Source organism: Aeromonas sp. Y311-2, from assembly GCF_027706025.1.
Classification (GTDB): Bacteria; Pseudomonadota; Gammaproteobacteria; order Enterobacterales; family Aeromonadaceae; genus Aeromonas; species Aeromonas veronii.
The window spans coordinates 87,460-105,711 of record NZ_JAPDCL010000017.1 but is presented as its reverse complement, the minus strand read 5'-3'; the positions used below and the strand labels follow the sequence as shown (position 1 = coordinate 105,711).

General features: G+C 60.5%; 16 protein-coding genes, 1 tRNA gene and 1 pseudogene. 5 read left to right on the top strand and 13 right to left on the bottom strand.

Going from position 1 to position 18,252, the window contains the following annotated elements; translation table 11 throughout:
• Nucleotides 1-76 (top strand) — tRNA-Gly (locus tag OKC42_RS15975).
• A 239-nt stretch (nt 77-315) separates the two neighbouring features.
• On the opposite strand, the gene OKC42_RS15970 is transcribed toward OKC42_RS15975, so the two are convergent.
• The 3 genes from OKC42_RS15970 to OKC42_RS15960 all read right to left on the bottom strand — a co-directional run bounded on the left by OKC42_RS15970 (nt 316) and on the right by OKC42_RS15960 (nt 3,670).
• Nucleotides 316-525, bottom strand: a complete 210-nt coding sequence (locus OKC42_RS15970) for a cold-shock protein (RefSeq protein WP_005338972.1) — start codon at nt 523-525, stop codon at nt 316-318.
• Nucleotides 526-799: 274 nt separating this feature from the next.
• Nucleotides 800-1,468: a LysM-like peptidoglycan-binding domain-containing protein gene (locus OKC42_RS15965; RefSeq protein ID WP_103250429.1), complete on the bottom strand. Its 669-nt coding sequence runs from the start codon at nt 1,466-1,468 to the stop codon at nt 800-802.
• Between the two features lie 99 nt (nt 1,469-1,567).
• On the bottom strand, nt 1,568-3,670 hold the full coding sequence (locus OKC42_RS15960) for a methyl-accepting chemotaxis protein (RefSeq protein WP_270820238.1): 2,103 nt from the start codon (nt 3,668-3,670) through the stop codon (nt 1,568-1,570).
• A gap of 274 nt (nt 3,671-3,944) precedes the next feature.
• Here OKC42_RS15960 and gltX point away from each other — a divergent pair, with 274 nt between their 5' ends.
• Nucleotides 3,945-5,360, top strand: a complete 1,416-nt coding sequence (gene gltX / locus OKC42_RS15955; RefSeq protein ID WP_270820237.1) for a glutamate--tRNA ligase — start codon at nt 3,945-3,947, stop codon at nt 5,358-5,360.
• Between the two features lie 172 nt (nt 5,361-5,532).
• Here gltX and OKC42_RS15950 read toward each other — a convergent pair whose 3' ends face one another.
• The 3 genes from OKC42_RS15950 to ettA all read right to left on the bottom strand — a co-directional run bounded on the left by OKC42_RS15950 (nt 5,533) and on the right by ettA (nt 9,231).
• The gene (locus OKC42_RS15950; protein ID WP_005343409.1) at nt 5,533-6,876 is read right to left on the bottom strand and encodes an NCS2 family permease; all 1,344 of its coding nucleotides are present in this window, start codon (nt 6,874-6,876) and stop codon (nt 5,533-5,535) included.
• A 264-nt stretch (nt 6,877-7,140) separates the two neighbouring features.
• Nucleotides 7,141-7,470, bottom strand: a complete 330-nt coding sequence (locus OKC42_RS15945; RefSeq protein ID WP_005343410.1) for a hypothetical protein — start codon at nt 7,468-7,470, stop codon at nt 7,141-7,143.
• Nucleotides 7,471-7,563: 93 nt separating this feature from the next.
• Nucleotides 7,564-9,231, bottom strand: coding sequence for an energy-dependent translational throttle protein EttA (ettA, locus tag OKC42_RS15940; RefSeq protein WP_005338959.1), 1,668 nt, complete (start codon nt 9,229-9,231; stop codon nt 7,564-7,566).
• A gap of 242 nt (nt 9,232-9,473) precedes the next feature.
• Here ettA and OKC42_RS15935 point away from each other — a divergent pair, with 242 nt between their 5' ends.
• Nucleotides 9,474-10,049: a Crp/Fnr family transcriptional regulator gene (locus OKC42_RS15935; RefSeq protein WP_270820236.1), complete on the top strand. Its 576-nt coding sequence runs from the start codon at nt 9,474-9,476 to the stop codon at nt 10,047-10,049.
• A 57-nt stretch (nt 10,050-10,106) separates the two neighbouring features.
• Nucleotides 10,107-10,670: a YgjV family protein gene (locus tag OKC42_RS15930; RefSeq protein ID WP_270820235.1), complete on the top strand. Its 564-nt coding sequence runs from the start codon at nt 10,107-10,109 to the stop codon at nt 10,668-10,670.
• An 8-nt stretch (nt 10,671-10,678) separates the two neighbouring features.
• Here OKC42_RS15930 and OKC42_RS22705 read toward each other — a convergent pair.
• The 5 genes and pseudogenes from OKC42_RS22705 to OKC42_RS15900 all read right to left on the bottom strand — a co-directional run bounded on the left by OKC42_RS22705 (nt 10,679) and on the right by OKC42_RS15900 (nt 15,191).
• A pseudogene (locus OKC42_RS22705) lies at nt 10,679-11,537 on the bottom strand (lytic transglycosylase domain-containing protein).
• Nucleotides 11,538-11,692: 155 nt separating this feature from the next.
• Nucleotides 11,693-11,881: a hypothetical protein gene (locus OKC42_RS15915; protein ID WP_005338952.1), complete on the bottom strand. Its 189-nt coding sequence runs from the start codon at nt 11,879-11,881 to the stop codon at nt 11,693-11,695.
• A 204-nt stretch (nt 11,882-12,085) separates the two neighbouring features.
• Nucleotides 12,086-12,691: a DUF2076 domain-containing protein gene (locus OKC42_RS15910; protein WP_270820230.1), complete on the bottom strand. Its 606-nt coding sequence runs from the start codon at nt 12,689-12,691 to the stop codon at nt 12,086-12,088.
• 110 nt (nt 12,692-12,801) lie between these two features.
• Nucleotides 12,802-13,815 (bottom strand): NAD-dependent epimerase, encoded by a 1,014-nt coding sequence (locus OKC42_RS15905; RefSeq protein WP_270820229.1) that lies wholly within the window; start codon nt 13,813-13,815, stop codon nt 12,802-12,804.
• A complete protein-coding gene (locus OKC42_RS15900; protein ID WP_270820227.1) occupies nt 13,812-15,191 on the bottom strand; it encodes a UDP-glucose dehydrogenase family protein in 1,380 nt (459 codons plus the stop codon). Before OKC42_RS15900 ends, OKC42_RS15905 begins: the two co-directional genes overlap by 4 nt.
• Before the next feature lie 242 nt (nt 15,192-15,433).
• On the opposite strand from OKC42_RS15900, the gene OKC42_RS15895 reads away from it, so the two are divergent.
• Entirely contained in the window at nt 15,434-16,045 is a 612-nt protein-coding gene (locus tag OKC42_RS15895; RefSeq protein ID WP_005349421.1) for a YitT family protein, read from the top strand.
• 101 nt (nt 16,046-16,146) lie between these two features.
• Here the strand turns inward: OKC42_RS15895 and OKC42_RS15890 are convergent, their stop codons facing one another.
• Both OKC42_RS15890 and OKC42_RS15885 read right to left on the bottom strand, forming a co-directional pair.
• Complete coding sequence (locus OKC42_RS15890; protein WP_199427570.1) at nt 16,147-17,193, bottom strand: ABC transporter ATP-binding protein; 1,047 nt, start codon at nt 17,191-17,193, stop codon at nt 16,147-16,149.
• A complete protein-coding gene (locus OKC42_RS15885; protein WP_139410821.1) occupies nt 17,190-18,248 on the bottom strand; it encodes an ABC transporter ATP-binding protein in 1,059 nt (352 codons plus the stop codon). Before OKC42_RS15885 ends, OKC42_RS15890 begins: the two co-directional genes overlap by 4 nt.
• Nucleotides 18,249-18,252 lie beyond the last annotated feature (4 nt).

Below are 18,252 nucleotides of genomic sequence, written 5' to 3'. Positions count from 1 at the left end.
GCGGGAATAGCTCAGTTGGTAGAGCACGACCTTGCCAAGGTCGGGGTCGCGAGTTCGAGTCTCGTTTCCCGCTCCAATCTCTCTTCGAAGTCTTCATAATCCCTCTGAATTGCCCCTCACATCGCGCTGCGATGCTTTGTCGTATCTGGCGTTTACTCAGCGTGTCTCTACCACCTCCTGTCAACAGGAAGGGGATGTGGGCTCATGGTGCGGATTATACGAGGCAAGCGGTTGTGACAGGTGGTGGGGGGCGAGAATTGCGGGCAAAAAAGAGGAGGGGCCTTGGCTCCTCCTGCATGATTCACTGGCGCGGGCTTAGACCAGAGTAACGTTTTCAGCCTGAGGGCCTTTTTTGCCCTGGGTCACAGTGAACTGGACTTTTTGACCTTCAGCCAGGGTTTTGAAACCGGTGCTCTGGATGGAGGAGAAGTGAACGAATACGTCCGGACCCTGGGATTGTTCAATAAAGCCAAAACCCTTGGTTTCGTTGAACCATTTTACCTGGCCGGTGCGAATGTCAGACATGTGCTAAATCCTATCAATAACAAAATGAAACTAAGCCCGTGCTGGGCTGCATTTGCCTTGCAAGCAGGGGTTGGCTCATGACTGACCACGTCTCTTTGTCCCAGTAGCACGTAGAACAATCCCTGTCTAAAGCACAAACGATTGTACGTTAGCGCCGATCCTTGTCAATTTGACCCCTTTCGTTTTTTGAACAAGCTAAAAATATTGTGAAGTCAGTAGCTTATTTGAAGAGATTTGACTGAAAAAAACGGGAGGCCAGCGCCTCCCGTTTTTGTTATTCCTTGAGGGCGAACCCTTCGCCCTGCCGGTCGTAGCGGTAAACCGCCTGACCGTAGGAGCGGATCTCCACCCGCTGGATGCGGCGGGTGTCGTCCACCAGGATGAAGATAGAGCGGCCCGATTGCAGGCGGGTCAGGGGGCGATCCGGCCCCTCGATGGCGATCAGGCGGCTCAGCTCGGCACCCGGCAACTCGAATTTACGCCAGATGGAGTAGAGGGTCTCACCCGCCTGCACATCGTGTTGCAGCCAGGTGCCGTTAACCTTCTCTTCGACCGGCTTGGCTGCCGCGGGCGCACTGCCTGCCGCGCCATTACCGACAGTTAGAGCTTGAGCAGGTACGGCCAGCGGCACTTCCAGCGAGCCGGAAGGGGCTGCTTTGGGAGCGGATGGTGCCGGCTCCCAGGCCAGCACCAGCAACCAGAGCGGGATCAGGATCAGCAGACCTATGGTGTTTTTGCGGGGCAGCGGGCTGGACAGCTTGAATTTGCCTGCTTTGGCATCCTGGCGACGTTGGCCGAGGTTGCTCATCCCTTGGCCAAAACGTTGGCGCAGGGACAGGGTCGCGGCATTGATGCGATGGAGCAGGGATCCTTGTGATTCGTCTTGGCGACGCTGCTGGGCTCGTCTGTTATGGCCTCGTGGGCGACGGTCCGGGGTGGGCACGGCATTTACCTCTCACTACATTGCCTGCCATCAGGCAAATTCGTCGCCTATGGTAAACGGACTCGCCCCCGAGGGGGAGAGTCCTGATGCGGAAAATTATCAGCTGAGACGAAATTGACCCAATAATTGCTGCAATTTGTCGGCCGCCTGACGCAATGCCTGACTTGCTTTGGCCGTTTCGGTCGCATCCTGAGCAATGTCGTTGGCCAGTGCGTTGGTTTTTGACAGGTTGCCGGAGACGGTTTCTGAGACCGAGCTCTGCTCTTCGGCGGCGGAGGCGATCTGATAGGTCATGTCGTTGATGGTGGAGATGGCCTGGTAGATGCTGCCGAGCGCCTCTTCCGCCAGATCCGCTTCGCTCACCGCCTGATGGGTCAGCTGCTGGCTCTGGGTGATGGCGTTGACTGCATTGGTGGAGCTGAGGCGGATCTTCTCTATCAACTCCTGGGTGTTCTGTACCGCCTGCTGGGTATTGCCCGCCAGTTTGCGCACCTCATCGGCGACTACCGCAAAGCCGCGGCCCTGTTCGCCAGCCCGGGCAGCCTCGATGGCGGCGTTGAGAGCTAGCAGGTTGGTCTGGTCGGCAATCCCCTGAATGACGGTGAGGATGCTGGTGATCTGGGCGCTGTCGTGGGCCAGCCCTTCCACCACTTCGGCCCCTTTACCTGCTTCTGCTGCGACCTTGTGCATCGACTGGATCACCTGCTGGAAGCGCTCCTTGCCCTGATCGGCAGCGCTTTGTGCCTGTTTGGCCGAGTCGGCGGTGTTGTTGGCGTGGGTGGCGACCTCCTGACTGACGTAGGACATCTCCTGCACCGCGGTCAGCATCTGCTCCATCTCCGCTTGATGGTGCTGCAGGTTGTTGTCGGTCTGACCAGCGATGCGATCGGTATCACCGGCGTAGCGGTTCACCTCGCTGGCAGTCTTGAGCACATCCCCGAGCAGCCCTTGCAGCTTGTCGATAAAGCGGTTGATCCCCTTGGCGAGATCCCCCAGCTCATCCACCGAGCGGGTCGTGAGGCGTTTGGTGAGATCCCCTTCACCATCGGCGATGTCATCCACCAGGCTGACCATCTGACGGATGGGGCCAGTGATGCTGCGGGCAATCACCAGCATGGTGGCCAGCGCCAGCACCAGTACGATAACGGCGCCCACCAATTGCTGGGTCATGGCTGCCTGGTTCATGTCGCTCAGCTGGCTTTCCAGTTGATCGGCGCCCGCCAGTACCACCTTGTAGGGCAGGGTGACGATGATGGCCCAGTTGCGGCTCATTCCCGACACCATGATGGGGACGGAAATACGGAATGACTCGTCCAGCTCCTGACGCTGAATTTCCGGTTTCAGGTACTGCTGCCACTGGTCGCCCAGCACCTTACTTGCGCTGCTACCGAGCAGGCTGGCATCACCGCTGGTGCCGGTGATGACACCGGCGGCGCTGACGATCAGGGTTTCGCCCTTGCCGTCATAGATGTTGCTGTTGAGGGACTGTGCCTGACGGCTGATGGAGTCCACCGCCAGATCCAGCGCGGCGATCCCCTTGAACTGACCATTCACCATGATGGGGGTGGTGATGGTGCTCACCAGCACCTGCTGACCGTTGATATCCACCTTGAAGGGATCGATGAGGCAAGAGCGTCCTTCCCGCTTCGGGCAGGCGTAGTAGTCGTTGGCGGGATTGCCGAATTCGTCCGGGTCGGTTTTTTCGATGGAGAGCAGCAGATCGGTGCCGATTTGATCCTTGTCGCGATAGAAGTAGGGCACGAAGCGCCCCTTGTCATCACTGCCCAGCGCACTCTGGCCAGCAAAGCTGGCATCCTGACCGTCGAAACCGTTGGGCTCGAAGCCGGCAAAGGCGCCATAGAGCTGGGGCTCCAACGCCAATTGTGCCTTGAGCAGGTCGGTGGCCTGCTGGCGATCCAGCGGCAGTTTGCCTTGCTGTTGCAGGGCGAGGGTGCTGGCCATCTGCTGGGTGTAAGAGAGCCCTTTTTGCAGCAGCTGGGTGATGGTGGCCGCCTCGGCGCGGGCATTGGCGCTGACCTTCTGCCATGCCTCCTGCTGCAGCGCTTCACGGCTGGAGCTGATGGTGAGTTGTTGGGTCTGTTGGCCGGAGTATTGGTTGAGCAGGATCAGGATGACCAGGGCTGCGGTCATGGCGATCCCGGCCATCACTAGAATGCGATTCTGGATAGAACGGAACTGCATCGTCTCTTCCTTGTTCGTGAGAAGTGTGGTGAGCGTTGTTTGGGTATCGACCGGAGGAGGCAGCTCTCCAGCATTGTGCATAGCAAATCGGAAACGGGGCTTCGGTTTTGCGATCCTCTTCAAATATCGGGCTACAGATGCAAATGGCGACAGATTTAATCCCCTACTTTAGCCCGCAATGGCGTCATGGTTTTCCCATCCGTGATTGTCGGTGCTAAAATGCGACGGTGTTTTCTAACGAATTGGCCCAAGGCCCTCTACACAAGGCTTAAAGATGAAAGTCAAAACCCGTTTTGCTCCCAGCCCGACCGGCTTTTTGCATGTCGGCGGTGCCCGTACCGCACTCTATTCCTGGTTGTTTGCAAAGAACCAGGGCGGTGAGTTCGTGCTGCGTATTGAGGATACCGACCTGGAACGTTCCACTCAGGAGGCGATCGACGCCATCATTGAGGGCATGGAATGGCTGGAGCTGAACTGGGATGAGGGCCCCTACTACCAGACCAAGCGCTTCGATCGCTACAACGGTCTGATCGACGAGATGCTGGCTGATGGCCGCGCCTACAAGTGCTACTGCTCCAAAGAACGTCTGGAAGCGCTGCGCGAAGGCCAGATGGCCAACGGCGAGAAGCCCCGTTATGACGGCAAGTGCCGCGACCACGCCCACGATCACCCGGCCGATGCGCCGCACGTGATTCGCTTCCGCAACCCGACCGAAGGTTCCGTGGTGTTCGATGACCACGTCCGTGGCCGCATCGAGTTTGCCAACACCGAGCTGGATGACCTGATCATCCGCCGTACCGACGGCGCGCCGACCTACAACTTCTGCGTAGTGGTCGATGACTGGGATATGGAGATCACCCACGTAGTGCGTGGTGAAGATCACATCAACAACACCCCGCGCCAGATCAACATCTACAAGGCGCTGAACGCGCCGGTGCCGGAGTTTGCCCACGTATCCATGATCCTGGGTGACGACGGCGCCAAGCTCTCCAAGCGCCACGGTGCTGTCTCCGTGATGCAGTACCGCGATGACGGCTACCTGCCGGAAGCGCTGCTGAACTATCTGGTGCGTCTGGGCTGGTCCCACGGCGATCAGGAGATCTTCACCCTCGACGAGATGATCAAGCTGTTCAGTCTGGATGCTATCTCCAAGTCCGCCTCAGCTTTTAACACCGACAAGCTGCTGTGGCTGAACAACCACTACATGCGCAGCCTGGATCCGGCTTATGTTGCCAAGCATCTGGCATGGCACATGGAAAACCAGAAGATCGACACCAGCAATGGCCCGGCTCTGGCCGACGTGGTGACCCTGCTGGCCGAGCGCTGCAACACCCTGGTCGAGATGGCCGTCCAGAGCCGCTATCTGTTCGAAGATTTTGAGGCGATCGACGAAGCGGCAGCCAAGAAGCACCTGCGTGGCGTCGCTGCCGAGCCGCTGGCTCTGGCCAAGACCAAGCTGGCTGCACTGGATAGCTGGACCACCGAAGCGCTGCACGAGCTGATAGAAGCGACCGCCGCCGAACTGGGTCAGGGTATGGGCAAGGTTGGTATGCCGCTGCGCGTAGCCGTCACCGGTCTGGGTCAGTCTCCTGCTATCGACGCGGTAATGGCGTTGGTAGGTAAAGAGCGTGTTCTCGCTCGTATCGACCGCGCACTGGCTTACATCGAAGCCCGCATGGCTGCCGAGTAAGTGCTGCCGATGTGGCAGGCGAGGGGATAACCCCGCTCTGCCACAGCTGAATAGCAAAAATCCGAAGCCACAGGTTTCGGATTTTTTTATGGCCAGCGCACAGGTTGATAGCTACGCCGGAATAAAAAAATGCCAGTCAGCTGACTGGCATTTTTGTTGGCAGAAGCCGGAGTTAGTGGCTGTCGACCCAAACGAACTTGAGGACGAACAGCAGGGCCACCACCAGCACGCAGGGGTTGATCTCGCGCCAGCGGCCGGTGCCTGCCTTCATCACGCAGTAGGAGATAAAGCCCACGGCGATCCCCTCGGTGATGGAGAAGCTGAACGGCATCATGACGGCGGTCATAAAGGCCGGTACCGCTTCGGTCAGATCTTCCCACTTCACCCGGGTCAGCTCGGAGCACATCAGCACGCCCACATAAATGAGGGCGCCAGCGGCGGCGTAGGCCGGCACCATGGCGGCGACCGGAGAGAAGAAGATCGCCAGCAGGAACAGCAGGCCGACCACGATGGCGGTCAGACCGGTGCGGCCGCCGACGGCGACGCCGGAGCTGCTCTCGATAAAGGCGGTAACCGAGGAGGTGCCCATGAAGGCGCCGCCGACGGAGCTCACGCTATCGACCATCAGCGCCTGTTTCATGCGCGGGAAGTGGCCCTTGTCATCGGCCAGCTTGGCGCGGTTGGTGACGCCGATCAGGGTACCGGAGGAGTCGAACAGGTTGACCAGCATAAAGGAGAAGATAATCCCGGCGAGGCTGATATCGAGCGATCCCATCAGATCCAGCTGGCCGAACACCGGTTCGATGCTGGGGGGCATGGAGACAAAGCCCTTGAAGGTGACATCGCCAAACAGCCAGCCCAGACCCGTGGTGACCACGATGGCGATCAGCACGGCGGAGTGGACGCCGCGAGCGGAGAAGATGCAGATCAGGAAGAAACCGAGTAGACCCAGCAGGCAGGGCAGGGAGGTGAGGTTGCCTACGGTCACCATAGTCGCAGGGCTGGCCACGACGATCCCTGCGTTGTGCAGGCCGAGCAGGGCGATCAGCAGACCGATACCAGCTGTGATGCCAACCCGCAGGGTGAGCGGGATGTTGCCGATCAGCCAGTAGCGCACCCGCAGCAGGGTGAGGATCAACAGACCCATGGCACCCCAGAAGATGGTGCCCATGCCCACTTGCCAGGAGTAACCCATGCCGGCTACCACCACGAAGGCGAAGAAGGCGTTGAGGCCCATGGCGGGGGCCAGCGCGATCGGCAGGTTGGCCAACAGGCCCATCAGGATGCTGCCGATACCGGCGATGAGGCAGGTGGTGACGAACACGGCCTGGGTGTCCATGCCCGCTGCAGAGAGGATCTGCGGGTTGACGAACACGATGTAGACCATGGTCAGGAAGGTGGTGATACCGGCGATCACTTCGGTGCGGGCGGTAGTGCCATGGCCTTGCAGGGCAAACAGGCGCTCAAGCAATCCTTGCCCGGCGGCCTGATTGGCAGCTTGGTGTTGTTGATTCATGTTGGATTCCAATAGGTGACGTGAAATAAGCAGCAGGGGAACGGGCTATCCCATCCATGCGGGGTAAATTGCCCTGTTTCTGGCGGTTAAGTAACCAGACTCGTCCTGATACCGTGACAGCGCGCACATTTTTACACAGGCGGCGCCGTTTACAAACACCGGATCTGCGAAGCGGATCAATGAATAGAGTAAAAATTCAAACGTTTGCTTTTTGAGCATGAAAAAAGGTTCTCAGCAGAGAACCTTTTATCGAAGATTGGGTGCTTAAAGGGTCTTGAAGTAGCGTTCGACCAATTGGGCCAGCACCGAGTCGAGCCGGTCTTGAACCTCACCCAGCTCGCGGCCGAAGCGGCGCAGAAAGAGGCTTGCCTGCTCTTCGGTCAGCTTGCGCCCCTCGATAAAGAACTCCTGCTCCGGCAGTTGCTTGTCGTAGCGGGGGATCAGCACCCAGCTCACCAGCTCGGGCTCCACGGCGGCAAAAATCTTGGCGGCAGCAGCACAGAAGGTCTCTATGTGCTCCTTGCCATCCGGCCCGAGGCAACCCGGTTCAACCCGGATCTGGATGGTGAGTTTTTTCTCTATCGGGGTCGTCATCGTGCTACATCCATGCAAAGGCATCCGTCTAGGATTGTAAGTCAAAAGGCAACAGAAAGGGGAGCCGAAGCTCCCCTCAACACGCAGTCAGCCTTATTTGGCGATGCGCTTGTACTTGGCGCGATGGGGCTGGATCGCCTCGGCGCCATAGGTCTTCTTCTTCCACTCTTCGTATTCGGTAAAGTTACCTTCGAAGAACTCGATCTTGCCCTCATCCTGATAGTCCAGGATGTGAGTGGCGATACGGTCGAGGAACCAGCGGTCGTGGGAGATGACCATGGCACAACCCGGGAACTCCAGCAGGGCGTTCTCGAGGGCACGCAGGGTTTCGATATCCAGATCGTTGGTCGGTTCATCCAGCAGCAGCACGTTGCCGCCGGTCTGCAGCAGCTTGGCCAGATGCAGACGACCACGTTCACCACCGGAGAGTTCGCCAACCCGCTTCTGCTGGTCGGAACCTTTGAAGTTGAAGCGGCCGATATAGGCGCGGCTCGGGAACTCGTAGTTGCCGATGCGCAGGATATCCTGACCGTCAGCGACCTCTTCGAATACCGTCTTCTTGTCATCCATGCTGTCGCGGAACTGATCGACAGAGGCCAGTACCACGGTTTCACCCAGGGTGATGGCACCGGAATCCGGCTGCTCCTGACCCGACATCATGCGGAACAGGGTCGACTTACCGGCACCGTTCGGGCCGATGATGCCGACGATGGCCCCCTTCGGAATGGCAAACGACAGATCGTCGATCAGCACCCGATCACCATAGGATTTGCGCAGGTTGGCCACTTCCACCACCTTGTCGCCGAGGCGCGGTCCGGGCGGAATGAACAGCTCGTTGGTCTCGTTGCGCTTCTGGTAGTCGTTGGTGTTGAGCTCTTCGAAGCGAGCCATACGGGCCTTGGACTTGGCCTGACGCCCTTTCGGGTTTTGACGAACCCACTCCAGCTCTTTCTCGATGGACTTGCGACGGGCCGCTTCGGAACTTGCTTCCTGCGCCAGACGGGCGTCCTTTTGCTCCAGCCAGGAGGAGTAGTTGCCTTCCCACGGGATACCTTCGCCGCGGTCCAGCTCCAGGATCCAGCCCGCCACGTTGTCGAGGAAGTAACGGTCGTGGGTGATGGCCACTACAGTGCCTTCGTAGTCGTGCAGGAAGCGCTCGAGCCAGGCCACGGATTCCGCATCCAGGTGGTTGGTCGGTTCGTCCAGCAGCAGCATGTCCGGCTTTTCCAGCAGCAGACGGCAGAGCGCTACACGGCGGCGCTCACCACCGGAGAGGTGCTTGATTTTGGCATCCCAGGCCGGCAGGCGCAGGGCATCGGCCGCGCGCTCCAGCTGGTTTTCCATGTTGTGGCCACCCTGGGCCTGGATGATGGCTTCCAGCTCGCCTTGTTCGCGGGCCAGCTTGTCAAAGTCGGCATCCGGGTCGGCGTAGGCCGCATAGACCTCGTCCAGACGAGCCATGGCGCGCTTCACCTCGCCAACGGCCTCTTCGACCGCTTCGCGTACGGTCTGCTCCGGCTCCAGCTTCGGCTCCTGCGGCAGGTAGCCGATCTTGATGCCGGGCTGTGGACGGGCTTCCCCTTCGATCTCGGTATCGATGCCCGCCATGATGCGCAGCAGGGTCGATTTACCGGCGCCGTTCAGACCCAGCACGCCGATCTTGGCGCCCGGGAAGAAGCTCAAGGAGATGTTCTTGAGAATATGACGCTTGGGCGGCACTACCTTGCCGACCCGGTTCATGGTGTAAATAAATTGAGCCATTGGCTAATTCTCTTCCTTTTCAGCAGGTTAATGTCTTGGCATTAACAGACTGATGTCGTGGTGGGGCCAGGTCGACACAGGTCAACCGGGTTCCAAAAAACCCGTCGATTGTAAACCAACGGACGAGGGGGGGCAAAGGTGGCACCCGGCTATGTCCCCCCTTTGCCGCAGCGGTCACGCCTTGCTGCATCAGCCGTGCAATTTGGGCATGATGTGGGCTGTCGTTTTGTCCCGGAGCCGTCATGAACCCATCCTCTGAAGCCCCCTCGCTGGCCGCCTTTCTCTGCACTATGGGATTGGACGCCGCGCTGAGCGAAGCCATCAGCCTGCGCTTGCCACGGCAGACGCTGCGCGCCGGTCAGGCGCTGCTGGCGCAAGGGGCAGAGCAGGAGGCGGCCTTCTATATCGAAGCGGGCATCGCTCGCGCCTGCCACTACACCCGGGACGGACAGGAGCGCTGTAAGGAGTTCTACTTCGAAGGGGAGCTCTGCCAGCTCTATGACAGCTGGCTCACTGGGTCGCCCGCCCGCTATCAGCTGGAGGCGCTGACGGAGTTGCAGGTGGTGCGGGTGCCGCTCGCCCTGCTGGATGAGCCCGCTTGGCAGCCGGTCTGCATGGCCTTGTTGCGCCAGCAGCTCGGTTACAAGGAGCGCAAGGAGGCGTTTTTGCTGCTCCACTCCCCCGAGGAACGTTATCGGGAGCTCTGTCACACCTTCCCCCACTGGCCTGCGCGGCTCACTCAGGTGCAGCTCGCCAACTACATCGGTATCAGTCCGGTCACCCTGTCACGGATCCGCAGGCGCATTAACACGGGTTAATGCCACCTGCCGGTTGCCACTTCATGCTGCGTCATCCAAATGACGGACGAGGGGTGGATGATGTCGCTGTTTCTGTGGTCGCAGCTGGTGGTGAGCCTGGCCTTGTTGCTCGATCTGTTGTCGTTTCAGTTGCGGGATCGCCGCAGGCTCCTGGCCTGTCTGGCCCTCTCCTGTACCCTCAATGCCGGTCACTTTGCCCTGCTCGGGCAGTGGTCGGCCGCCAGCCTGTTGCTGCTGGCCAGCATGCGCTTTCTGGTCAGCATCTGGCTGGTTCGCCGCATCTTGATGTGGTTTTTCATGGGATTGGCCTGTGCGGCGGCGCTGGCGACCTATCAGGGCCTGCTCTCATGGATCGGGCTGCTGGCCACCCTGCTGCAAACCCGGGCCGCGTTTTGCCCCGACGATCGCCAACTGCGGCGCAGTATGCTGCTCGGCACCCTCTGCTGGCTGGGTAACAACTTGCTGGTGGGCTCACCGGTCGCCGCGCTGATGGAGGGGCTGTTTCTGGTCAGCAATCTGGTGGGTTACTACCGTCACTATGGCTTCGATTATTGGGGGCGTGGCCGCCACAGTGGCCGCAGAAAGAGGCGTGTGCCGCCTTCCGATCGGGCGAGCTCCTGACCTCCCGCTCAGGGCTGCTTGTGGCCAGCGAAGTAGAGCACCCGTTTCACGTACTCCTGCGTCTCGTCATAGGGTGGGATCCCGCCATAGCGTTCCACCGCTTTTTCCCCGGCATTGTAGGCTGCCGAGATCAGTACCCAGTCGCCATCGAAGCGGCGATCCAGCCATTTGAGATAACTGACGCCGCCCTTGATGTTCTGGGCCGGATCGAATGGTCGGGTTACCCCGAACCGTTGCTGGGTTTCGGGGATCAGCTGCATCAGCCCCTGAGCATTCTTGGGTGAAACGGCGCGGCTGTTGAGATTGGATTCGGCGATGGCAATCGCCAGTACCAGCCGGGCATCCACCTTATGGTGTTTGGCGGCGTGACGCAGCATGCTGACCAGTTTTTGCTTGGCGGGGGGCTGGTGGGCAACCCAGGAGTCGACATTGAAGGGGGGGGGAAGGGAGCCCGGCCAGATAGCTACCCTGCCCGCCACGGATCCCGATGCCGCACTGATCACCCATGGGGGCATTGCCGATGCGGGCGTTGTAGTAACGGGCGGCCTGTTGGTTACCAAGGCGCATTGCCATGGCGAGATAACTGTTGGCCAGCTTGACGCTGCGAACCGAGGCGGGGCCGGTGGCGAGCAGGCGACCGATCCGGAAATATCCTTCCGGGTTGCCGGTACTGGCGGCCACGCAATAGAGGGCGATGGCTTTTTGCAGATGACCGTGTTGCTGGGCAACTTGACCCTGCTTGATCGCCGTCAGCGCCTTGGGGGCCTGTCTGAAATCCCTGCCTTGTGCCATCGCCCGCGGCGTACCTGCCAGTAACAACGACAAAAAAAGCAGCAAAAACAGTCCGTTTTCGCTGATGTGCCTCATGGGTTATCTCCTGCTTGAGTACAGAAGATATAGAGGAACATGGCAGCTATCGCCACGAACACAGTGGATCCTGTTGTTATAGCCGGTTGATATCAGAGAGCAAAACGGTATGGAACTAACGGTCTGTCGACAGTTTCACACCATTTTTCATCGGGTTAGAAGTCGTGGTGATACTCCTGCTCATCCAGCATGGCGGGAGGAAGCGTGCGATAGAAGCTGCCAATTTCGCTGACAACCCAGAGCGAAAGCAGGGCCAGCAGGCTGAGCAGAGGAAGCAGAGAGTGGCTCTGGGTCAGGGCATAGGCCGCAATGGCGGCACCGGTCAAAAGCAGGGTTCGGATCATGAGGTGGCTCCTTGTCGTCATGGGGGGGGTGCGTGGCCACGGACAGAGCGCCTGGGGTCGGGAGTTGTTCCCGGATGGCACGAAGCGCGCTGAGTATATCGCGTCATGCCGCTGCCGATCCGTGGTGTCATCACACTTTCCATAGTCATGGGTTTCGTATCGAGTTGGGCCCCGCCAGATGCGGGGCCAGTAATGGTTTGACGGTCAGAAGAAACCGCCGTTGTTATCGTCACTGTCGGCCCAGCCGCTACTCTGGCTATCGTCGTCGAGAAAATTGCTGCCAACATCGGGAGGTGAATCCCAGCCGTCCCAGCGCACTGGTTCCGCATCGACCGGATTGGCGATGGGCGCTGGCTCTATGATGTCGATGATCTCCTCGGGCCGATTGTTGTGAAACAGTCCGCCGATCATATCGGCCAACATGACGCCACCGGCCACACCCGCGGCGGTTTGCAGGGCGCCCCCTAAAAAGGAGCTGGCACGGGACGCGGGCTGGGCAGGAGCGGTTGCCGGTGGCGGCGTAAAGCGCGGGGGCGGGCTGCTTTCGCTACCAAACAAGCCGGAGAGAAAACTGCCACCACTTGGGGCGCTCTGGCTGGCTTCCAGCTCCTTGACCCGCTCGTTGAGGCGAGTAAGGGCTGCCTGCTGAATTAGCAGCGCCTGGGCCATGTAGTAGGGGGCATCGGGCTGCTGGGCCAGATGCTGGTGTATCAGCTGATCAGCTTGTTGGTCTCGCTTGCTATCCCTGGCTTGCGCTTGCTTGAGGCGGTCGAACAGTCCATCGATCAGACCCTGTTCCTGTGATTGCATCTCAAATCCTCGCTATGGTGCGCAGACAGTGCGTTCAGCCATCCTAAAACCCGCGGGGCATCAGTGGTATCTGATTAACTCATCAATGACCGAGGGGTTACCCGCGCTCGTCAGCGGGTGGGCCGGTAGTAGTCGAGATACCAGCGGACAAACTCGGCAACACCTTGCTTTAGAGGCGTAGCGGGGCGCAGGCCGGTGAGGGTGTGCAGCGGCTCGCTGTCAGCCCAGGTGGCGTGCATGTCGCCTGCCTGCATCGGCAGCATCCGCTTGATGGCGGGTTTGCCGATGGCCTCTTCCAGCGCCTCGATAAAATCGAGCAGCCGCACCGGCTGGCCGTTGCCGATATTGAGGATGCGGTAGGGGGCGGCGCTCTCGGCCGCGCTCTGCTCGCTGGCGTGCCAATCGGAATTGGGGCGGGGAGGCTGATCGGCCACGGCGAGGATCCCCTCGACGATGTCGTCTATGTAGGTGAAGTCGCGGCTGAGATCGCCGTGGTTGTACACATCGATAGGCTCGTTCGCGAGGATGGCGCGGGTGAACTTGATGATGGCCATGTCGGGGCGACCCCAGGGGCCGTAGACGGTAAAGAAGCGCAGCCCTGTGGTGGGCAGGCCATAGAGCGCCGAGTAGGCGTGGGCCATCAGCTCGCCACTCTTCTTGGTGGCGGCGTAGAGGGAGACCGGGTGATCCACCTGCTGCGCGGTGGAGTAGGGCATCTGATCCCCCATGCCATAGACCGAGCTGGAGGAGGCGTAGATGAGGTGCTGAATCCCGTGGTGACGACACCCCTCCAGCACCGTCAGCATACCGGTGAGGTTGTTGTCGGCATAGGCGAACGGATTGTCGATGGAGTAGCGCACCCCCGCTTGCGCCCCCAGATGGATCACCCGCTCGAAGCGATGGCGGGCAAACAGGGCTGCCATGGCTTCACGATCCGCCAGATCCAGCCGCTCGAAGAGAAAATTGGGGAAACTGGCCAGTTGGGCCAGCCGCGCCTCTTTCAGACTCACCTCGTAGTAGTCGTTGAGGTTGTCGATCCCCACCACCTGATGACCTGCGGCGCACAGCTGGCTGGCCACGTGAAAGCCGATAAAACCGGCGACGCCGGTGACCAGATAGATCATGGTTGAGTCTCCGGGTTGCAACTTGTGTTGGCAGGCGGCTTTTTGGCGGGAAGATGTGGTCGCCCGATGGCGTGATAGTCAAACCCGAGTTCGCTGAGCTGGCGCGGGTCATAGAGGTTACGGCCATCGATGATGACAGGCTGGTTGAGCAGCGCTTTCAGCTGCTGGAAATCGGGGGCGCGAAACGCCTGCCACTCGGTACAGATGAGCAGGGCATCGGCCCCTTCCAGTGCCGCTTCCTGAGTGGGGCAGAGCAGCAGATCCGGCCGCTGGCCGTAGATCTGGCGGGCACGCCCCATTGCCTTGGGATCAAAGGCCTGCACCCTGCCACCGGCAGCCCAGATGGCGGCCAGCAGCGGGCGGCTCGGCGCATCGCGCATGTCGTCGGTGCCGGGTTTGAACGCCAGCCCCCACAGGGCGAAGGTGCGGCCGCGCAGATCCGGCCCGAAGCAGGTCCGCAGGGTTTGCGCCATCTTCTGTTGCTGGCGCTGGTTGACCTGCTCGACCGCCGCTAAAAGCGGGGCGTCGCAGCCGACACTCGCCGCGGTATGGCGCAACGACTTGATATCCTTGGGGAAGCAGGAGCCGCCGTAGCCGCAGCCCGGGTAGATAAAGTGGTAACCGATGCGGGGATCTGCTCCCATCCCCTGGCGCACCGCCTCGATATCGGCACCCAGCTGCTCGGCGAGGGCAGCCATCTCGTTCATAAAGGAGATCTTGGTGGCCAGCATGGCGTTGGCGGCGTATTTGGTGAGCTCGGCGCTGCGCAGATCCATTACCACGATCCGGTCGTGATTGCGGTTGAAGGGGGCGTAGAGGGCGCGCAACTGCTCAAGCGCCCGCTCGCTGTCACAGCCGATGATGATGCGATCCGGCCGCATGCAGTCGTTGACCGCCGCCCCCTCCTTGAGAAACTCGGGATTGGCCGCCACCTCGCAGGCGAGGGTCAGCCCCCGTTCGGCCAACTGCAGCTCAATGTGTTCTCTTACTTGTTGCGTTGTGCCGACCGGTACTGTGCTCTTGGTCACCACCAGCTTGGGGTGGCTCATCAGTCGGCCTATGGTGTCGGCCACCGCCAGCACATGTTGCAGATCGGCCGAGCCATCCTCGTCAGCCGGGGTGCCCACGGCGATCAGCAGCAGGTCGGCGTGTGCCACGCCAATGGCGGGATCGACCGTGAAGCTCAAGCGGCCGCTGGCCAGATGGCTCTCGACCAACGGGGCCAGCCCCGGCTCATAGAAGGGGATCTGCCCCAGCCTGAGGGCGGCAATCCGCTCATCATCCACATCTACGCAGCAGACCTGATGGCCCACCTCGGCCAGAACGGCGGCCTGTACCAGCCCGACATAGCCTGTGCCAAAAATGGTGACCTTCATGAAAAGTGCCTCGTGCTGTGAATGGGGGATGGCGCGCTTAAACCGCGGCATGCTGCATCTTGGTGCAGCGGGTGTCAATGCCAGATGACAGGCACCAGAATGGGGCGTTCAGCCTGACTGTTGTGATCCTTTTCACAAAAAATAGACTGGACCCCATAACGAAGCCCTGTGGACAGGGCTCGCAGCCCGCCCGCAACGGCAGGCGACAGACACTCTCTCTTTACTTCGCTTGGATACAGGTTATGGACAACACCTCGATTCGCACTGCTCATCCTATTTATGAGGATGTGCTGGCCCTGCTGACGGCGGCCGGCTTTGTTTCCCTCGGCATCTTTCTGTTTCATCAGGTTGGCCTGCTCACCGGCGGGACTGCCGGGCTGGCGCTGCTGCTGCAAAAGGTGACCGGCATCAGCTTCGGCCTGCTGTTTTTCGGCATCAACCTGCCCTTCTATGCGCTGGCATGGCTGCGGATGGGGCCACGTTTTACCTTCAACACCTTTGTCTCGGTGGCGGCGGTCTCCTACATGACCGATCACCTCAACGGGGTGTTGCAGATCGGCAAGATAGAGCCTCTCTATGCGGCGCTGATCGGCGGAACCCTGATTGGCATGGGGCTGCTCATCATGTTTCGCCACAAGTCGAGTCTGGGGGGCTTCAACATTCTGGCGCTCTTTATTCAGGATCGCTTTGGCATCCGGGCGGGCAAGCTGCAGATGGGGCTCGATTGCGCCATTGTTGTTGCCTCGTTTTTCGTGGTGCAGCCCTGGATCCTGGCGCTCTCCATCGTGGCGGCGGTTATCTGTAATCTGGTGTTGACACTCAACCACAAGCCGGGCCGCTACCAGATTGCCTGATGAGCGGTAGCCGTGACCCGATAAGACAAGAGTGACCCGATAGCACGAGGCGGCCTGATAGCCGCCTCGTCTGTTTCTACCCTGGGGTTTGTTTGCTGCGCCTAGCTCGCCTGTTCCAGCCTGCTGTCGCTGCTCATGGCGTTGCCACTGATGGCGCTGCCGCTGATAGCGTGATCACCGACGGCGAGCGGGGTGTGACAGGCCACCTGATGATGGGACTCATCACACGCCTCAAGCCTTGGCGCCTTGCTTTTGCACAGCTCGGTCGCATGGGGGCAGCGCTGGTGGAAGTGGCAGCCGCTTGGCGGCGAGATGGGGGAGGGCACATCGCCGGTCAGCAGAATGCGCTGGCTGCGCCTGCGTGGATCCGGCACCGGAATGGCGGAGATCAGCGCCTGGGTATACGGGTGGCGCGGCGCCAGATAGAGCGACTGGGCATCCGCCAGCTCGACGATCCGTCCCAGATACATCACCGCAATCCGATCCGAGATGTGTTTGACCACCGACAGATCGTGGGCGATGAAGATGATGGAGAGGTTCATCTCCCGCTGCAGGCTGAGCAGCAGGTTGACGATCTGCGACTGCACCGAGACATCGAGGGCCGAGACTGCCTCGTCACACACCAGCAGCTTGGGCTTGAGGGCGATGGCGCGGGCGATGCCGATCCGCTGGCGCTGACCGCCGGAAAACTCGTGGGGGTAGCGATCCACCGCACTTCCCGGCAGGCCCACTTTTGCCAGCAGCTCTTGCACCCAGCCGCGCCGCTGCTCAGTGTTGCCTTTACCGTGGATGATAAAGGGCTCCTCCAGGATCTGGCCCACGGTGTGGCGGCTGTTGAGGGATTCTGCAGGATCCTGAAACACCATCTGCATCTCCTGACGCAGGGAGCGCATCTCCTTCGGGCTGAGGGCGGTGATGTCGCGCCCCTCGAAGGTGATGGTGCCTGCGGTCGGCTCGAACAGTTTGAGCAGGCTGCGTCCGAGGGTGGACTTGCCGCAGCCCGACTCACCCACCAGCCCCAGCGTCTCCCCCTGTTTCAGGTCGAAGCTGATGCCATCCACCGCGTGAACCGTATATTGCTTGCGCAGGAACCCGCCTCCCAGCCGGAAATGCTGTTTCAGATCCCTGACCGATAACAGAGTGCTCATACGGTCAACTCCTTCCAGTAGTGACAGGCGACATGGTGGCGCGGATTGAGTTGCTCCACCGCCGGAATGGCGCTGATGCAGAGATCGGTCGCATGGGGGCAGCGGTTGGAGAAGCGGCAGCCAGCGGGCATCTCGTGCAGGGCTGGCACCTGTCCCTTGATGGTCTTGAGCAGGCTCTTGGGCTCATCCTCAAGGCGCGGGATCGAGCTCATCAAGCCGTGGGTATAGGGGTGACGGGGATGGTCAAACAGCTCGAACACGTCGGCCTGCTCTACCGCCCGCCCGGCGTACATCACCACCACTTCGTCGCACAGCTCAGCCACTACCCCGAGATCGTGGGTGATAAAGATGATGGCCATCCCGGTCTGGGCCTGCAGCTCTTTCATCAGTTCGAGGATCTGGGCCTGAATGGTGACATCCAGCGCCGTGGTCGGCTCGTCGCAGATAAGCAGGTCTGGCTCGCAGGAGAGCGCCATGGCGATCATCACTCGCTGGCGCATGCCGCCGGAGAGGTTGTGGGGATAGACCGCAAAGCGCTGGGCCGGTTCCGGGATCCCCACCTTCTGCAGCATGGCGATGGCCGCGGCTTTACGCTGGGCCTTGTCATACTCGGGGCGATGGAGGCGAAACACCTCCATCAGCTGCTCCCCCACCGTCTGCACCGGGTTGAGGGCCGTCATCGGTTCCTGAAAGATCATCGAGATGCGGTTGCCGCGCACCTTGTACATCTGATCTGGCGCAAGCGACAGCAGCTCCTCCCCCTGAAAGCGGATGGAACCGGCGACCACCTGACCGTGGGGTTTGGGCAGCAGCCCCATGATGGCGAGTGAAGTGACACTCTTGCCACAGCCAGACTCGCCGACGATCCCCAGCGTCTGACCGGGGGCCACCTTGAAGCTGACCCCGTCGAGCACCTTGATCTTGCCGTCATCGACGGCGAACTCCACCTCAAGATCGCGTACTTCGAGGATTGGGGCTGGGTGCTGGCCGTTATCAACGGCGAACTCCCCCCCGTTATCCGGTACGTCAAGAATGGGGGCCTGAGTGTTGGGCATAACG

Coding starts and splice junctions, on each gene's coding strand:
- OKC42_RS15970 (WP_005338972.1), bottom strand. CDS start 525: ATGTCTGACATTCGCACCGGCCAGGTAAAATGGTTCAACGAAACCAAG.
- OKC42_RS15960 (WP_270820238.1), bottom strand. CDS start 3,670: ATGCAGTTCCGTTCTATCCAGAATCGCATTCTAGTGATGGCCGGGATC.
- gltX (WP_270820237.1), top strand. CDS start 3,945: ATGAAAGTCAAAACCCGTTTTGCTCCCAGCCCGACCGGCTTTTTGCAT.
- OKC42_RS15950 (WP_005343409.1), bottom strand. CDS start 6,876: ATGAATCAACAACACCAAGCTGCCAATCAGGCCGCCGGGCAAGGATTG.
- OKC42_RS15945 (WP_005343410.1), bottom strand. CDS start 7,470: ATGACGACCCCGATAGAGAAAAAACTCACCATCCAGATCCGGGTTGAA.
- ettA (WP_005338959.1), bottom strand. CDS start 9,231: ATGGCTCAATTTATTTACACCATGAACCGGGTCGGCAAGGTAGTGCCG.
- OKC42_RS15935 (WP_270820236.1), top strand. CDS start 9,474: ATGAACCCATCCTCTGAAGCCCCCTCGCTGGCCGCCTTTCTCTGCACT.
- OKC42_RS15930 (WP_270820235.1), top strand. CDS start 10,107: ATGATGTCGCTGTTTCTGTGGTCGCAGCTGGTGGTGAGCCTGGCCTTG.
- OKC42_RS15915 (WP_005338952.1), bottom strand. CDS start 11,881: ATGATCCGAACCCTGCTTTTGACCGGTGCCGCCATTGCGGCCTATGCC.
- OKC42_RS15910 (WP_270820230.1), bottom strand. CDS start 12,691: ATGCAATCACAGGAACAGGGTCTGATCGATGGACTGTTCGACCGCCTC.
- OKC42_RS15905 (WP_270820229.1), bottom strand. CDS start 13,815: ATGATCTATCTGGTCACCGGCGTCGCCGGTTTTATCGGCTTTCACGTG.
- OKC42_RS15900 (WP_270820227.1), bottom strand. CDS start 15,191: ATGAAGGTCACCATTTTTGGCACAGGCTATGTCGGGCTGGTACAGGCC.
- OKC42_RS15895 (WP_005349421.1), top strand. CDS start 15,434: ATGGACAACACCTCGATTCGCACTGCTCATCCTATTTATGAGGATGTG.
- OKC42_RS15890 (WP_199427570.1), bottom strand. CDS start 17,193: ATGAGCACTCTGTTATCGGTCAGGGATCTGAAACAGCATTTCCGGCTG.
- OKC42_RS15885 (WP_139410821.1), bottom strand. CDS start 18,248: ATGCCCAACACTCAGGCCCCCATTCTTGACGTACCGGATAACGGGGGG.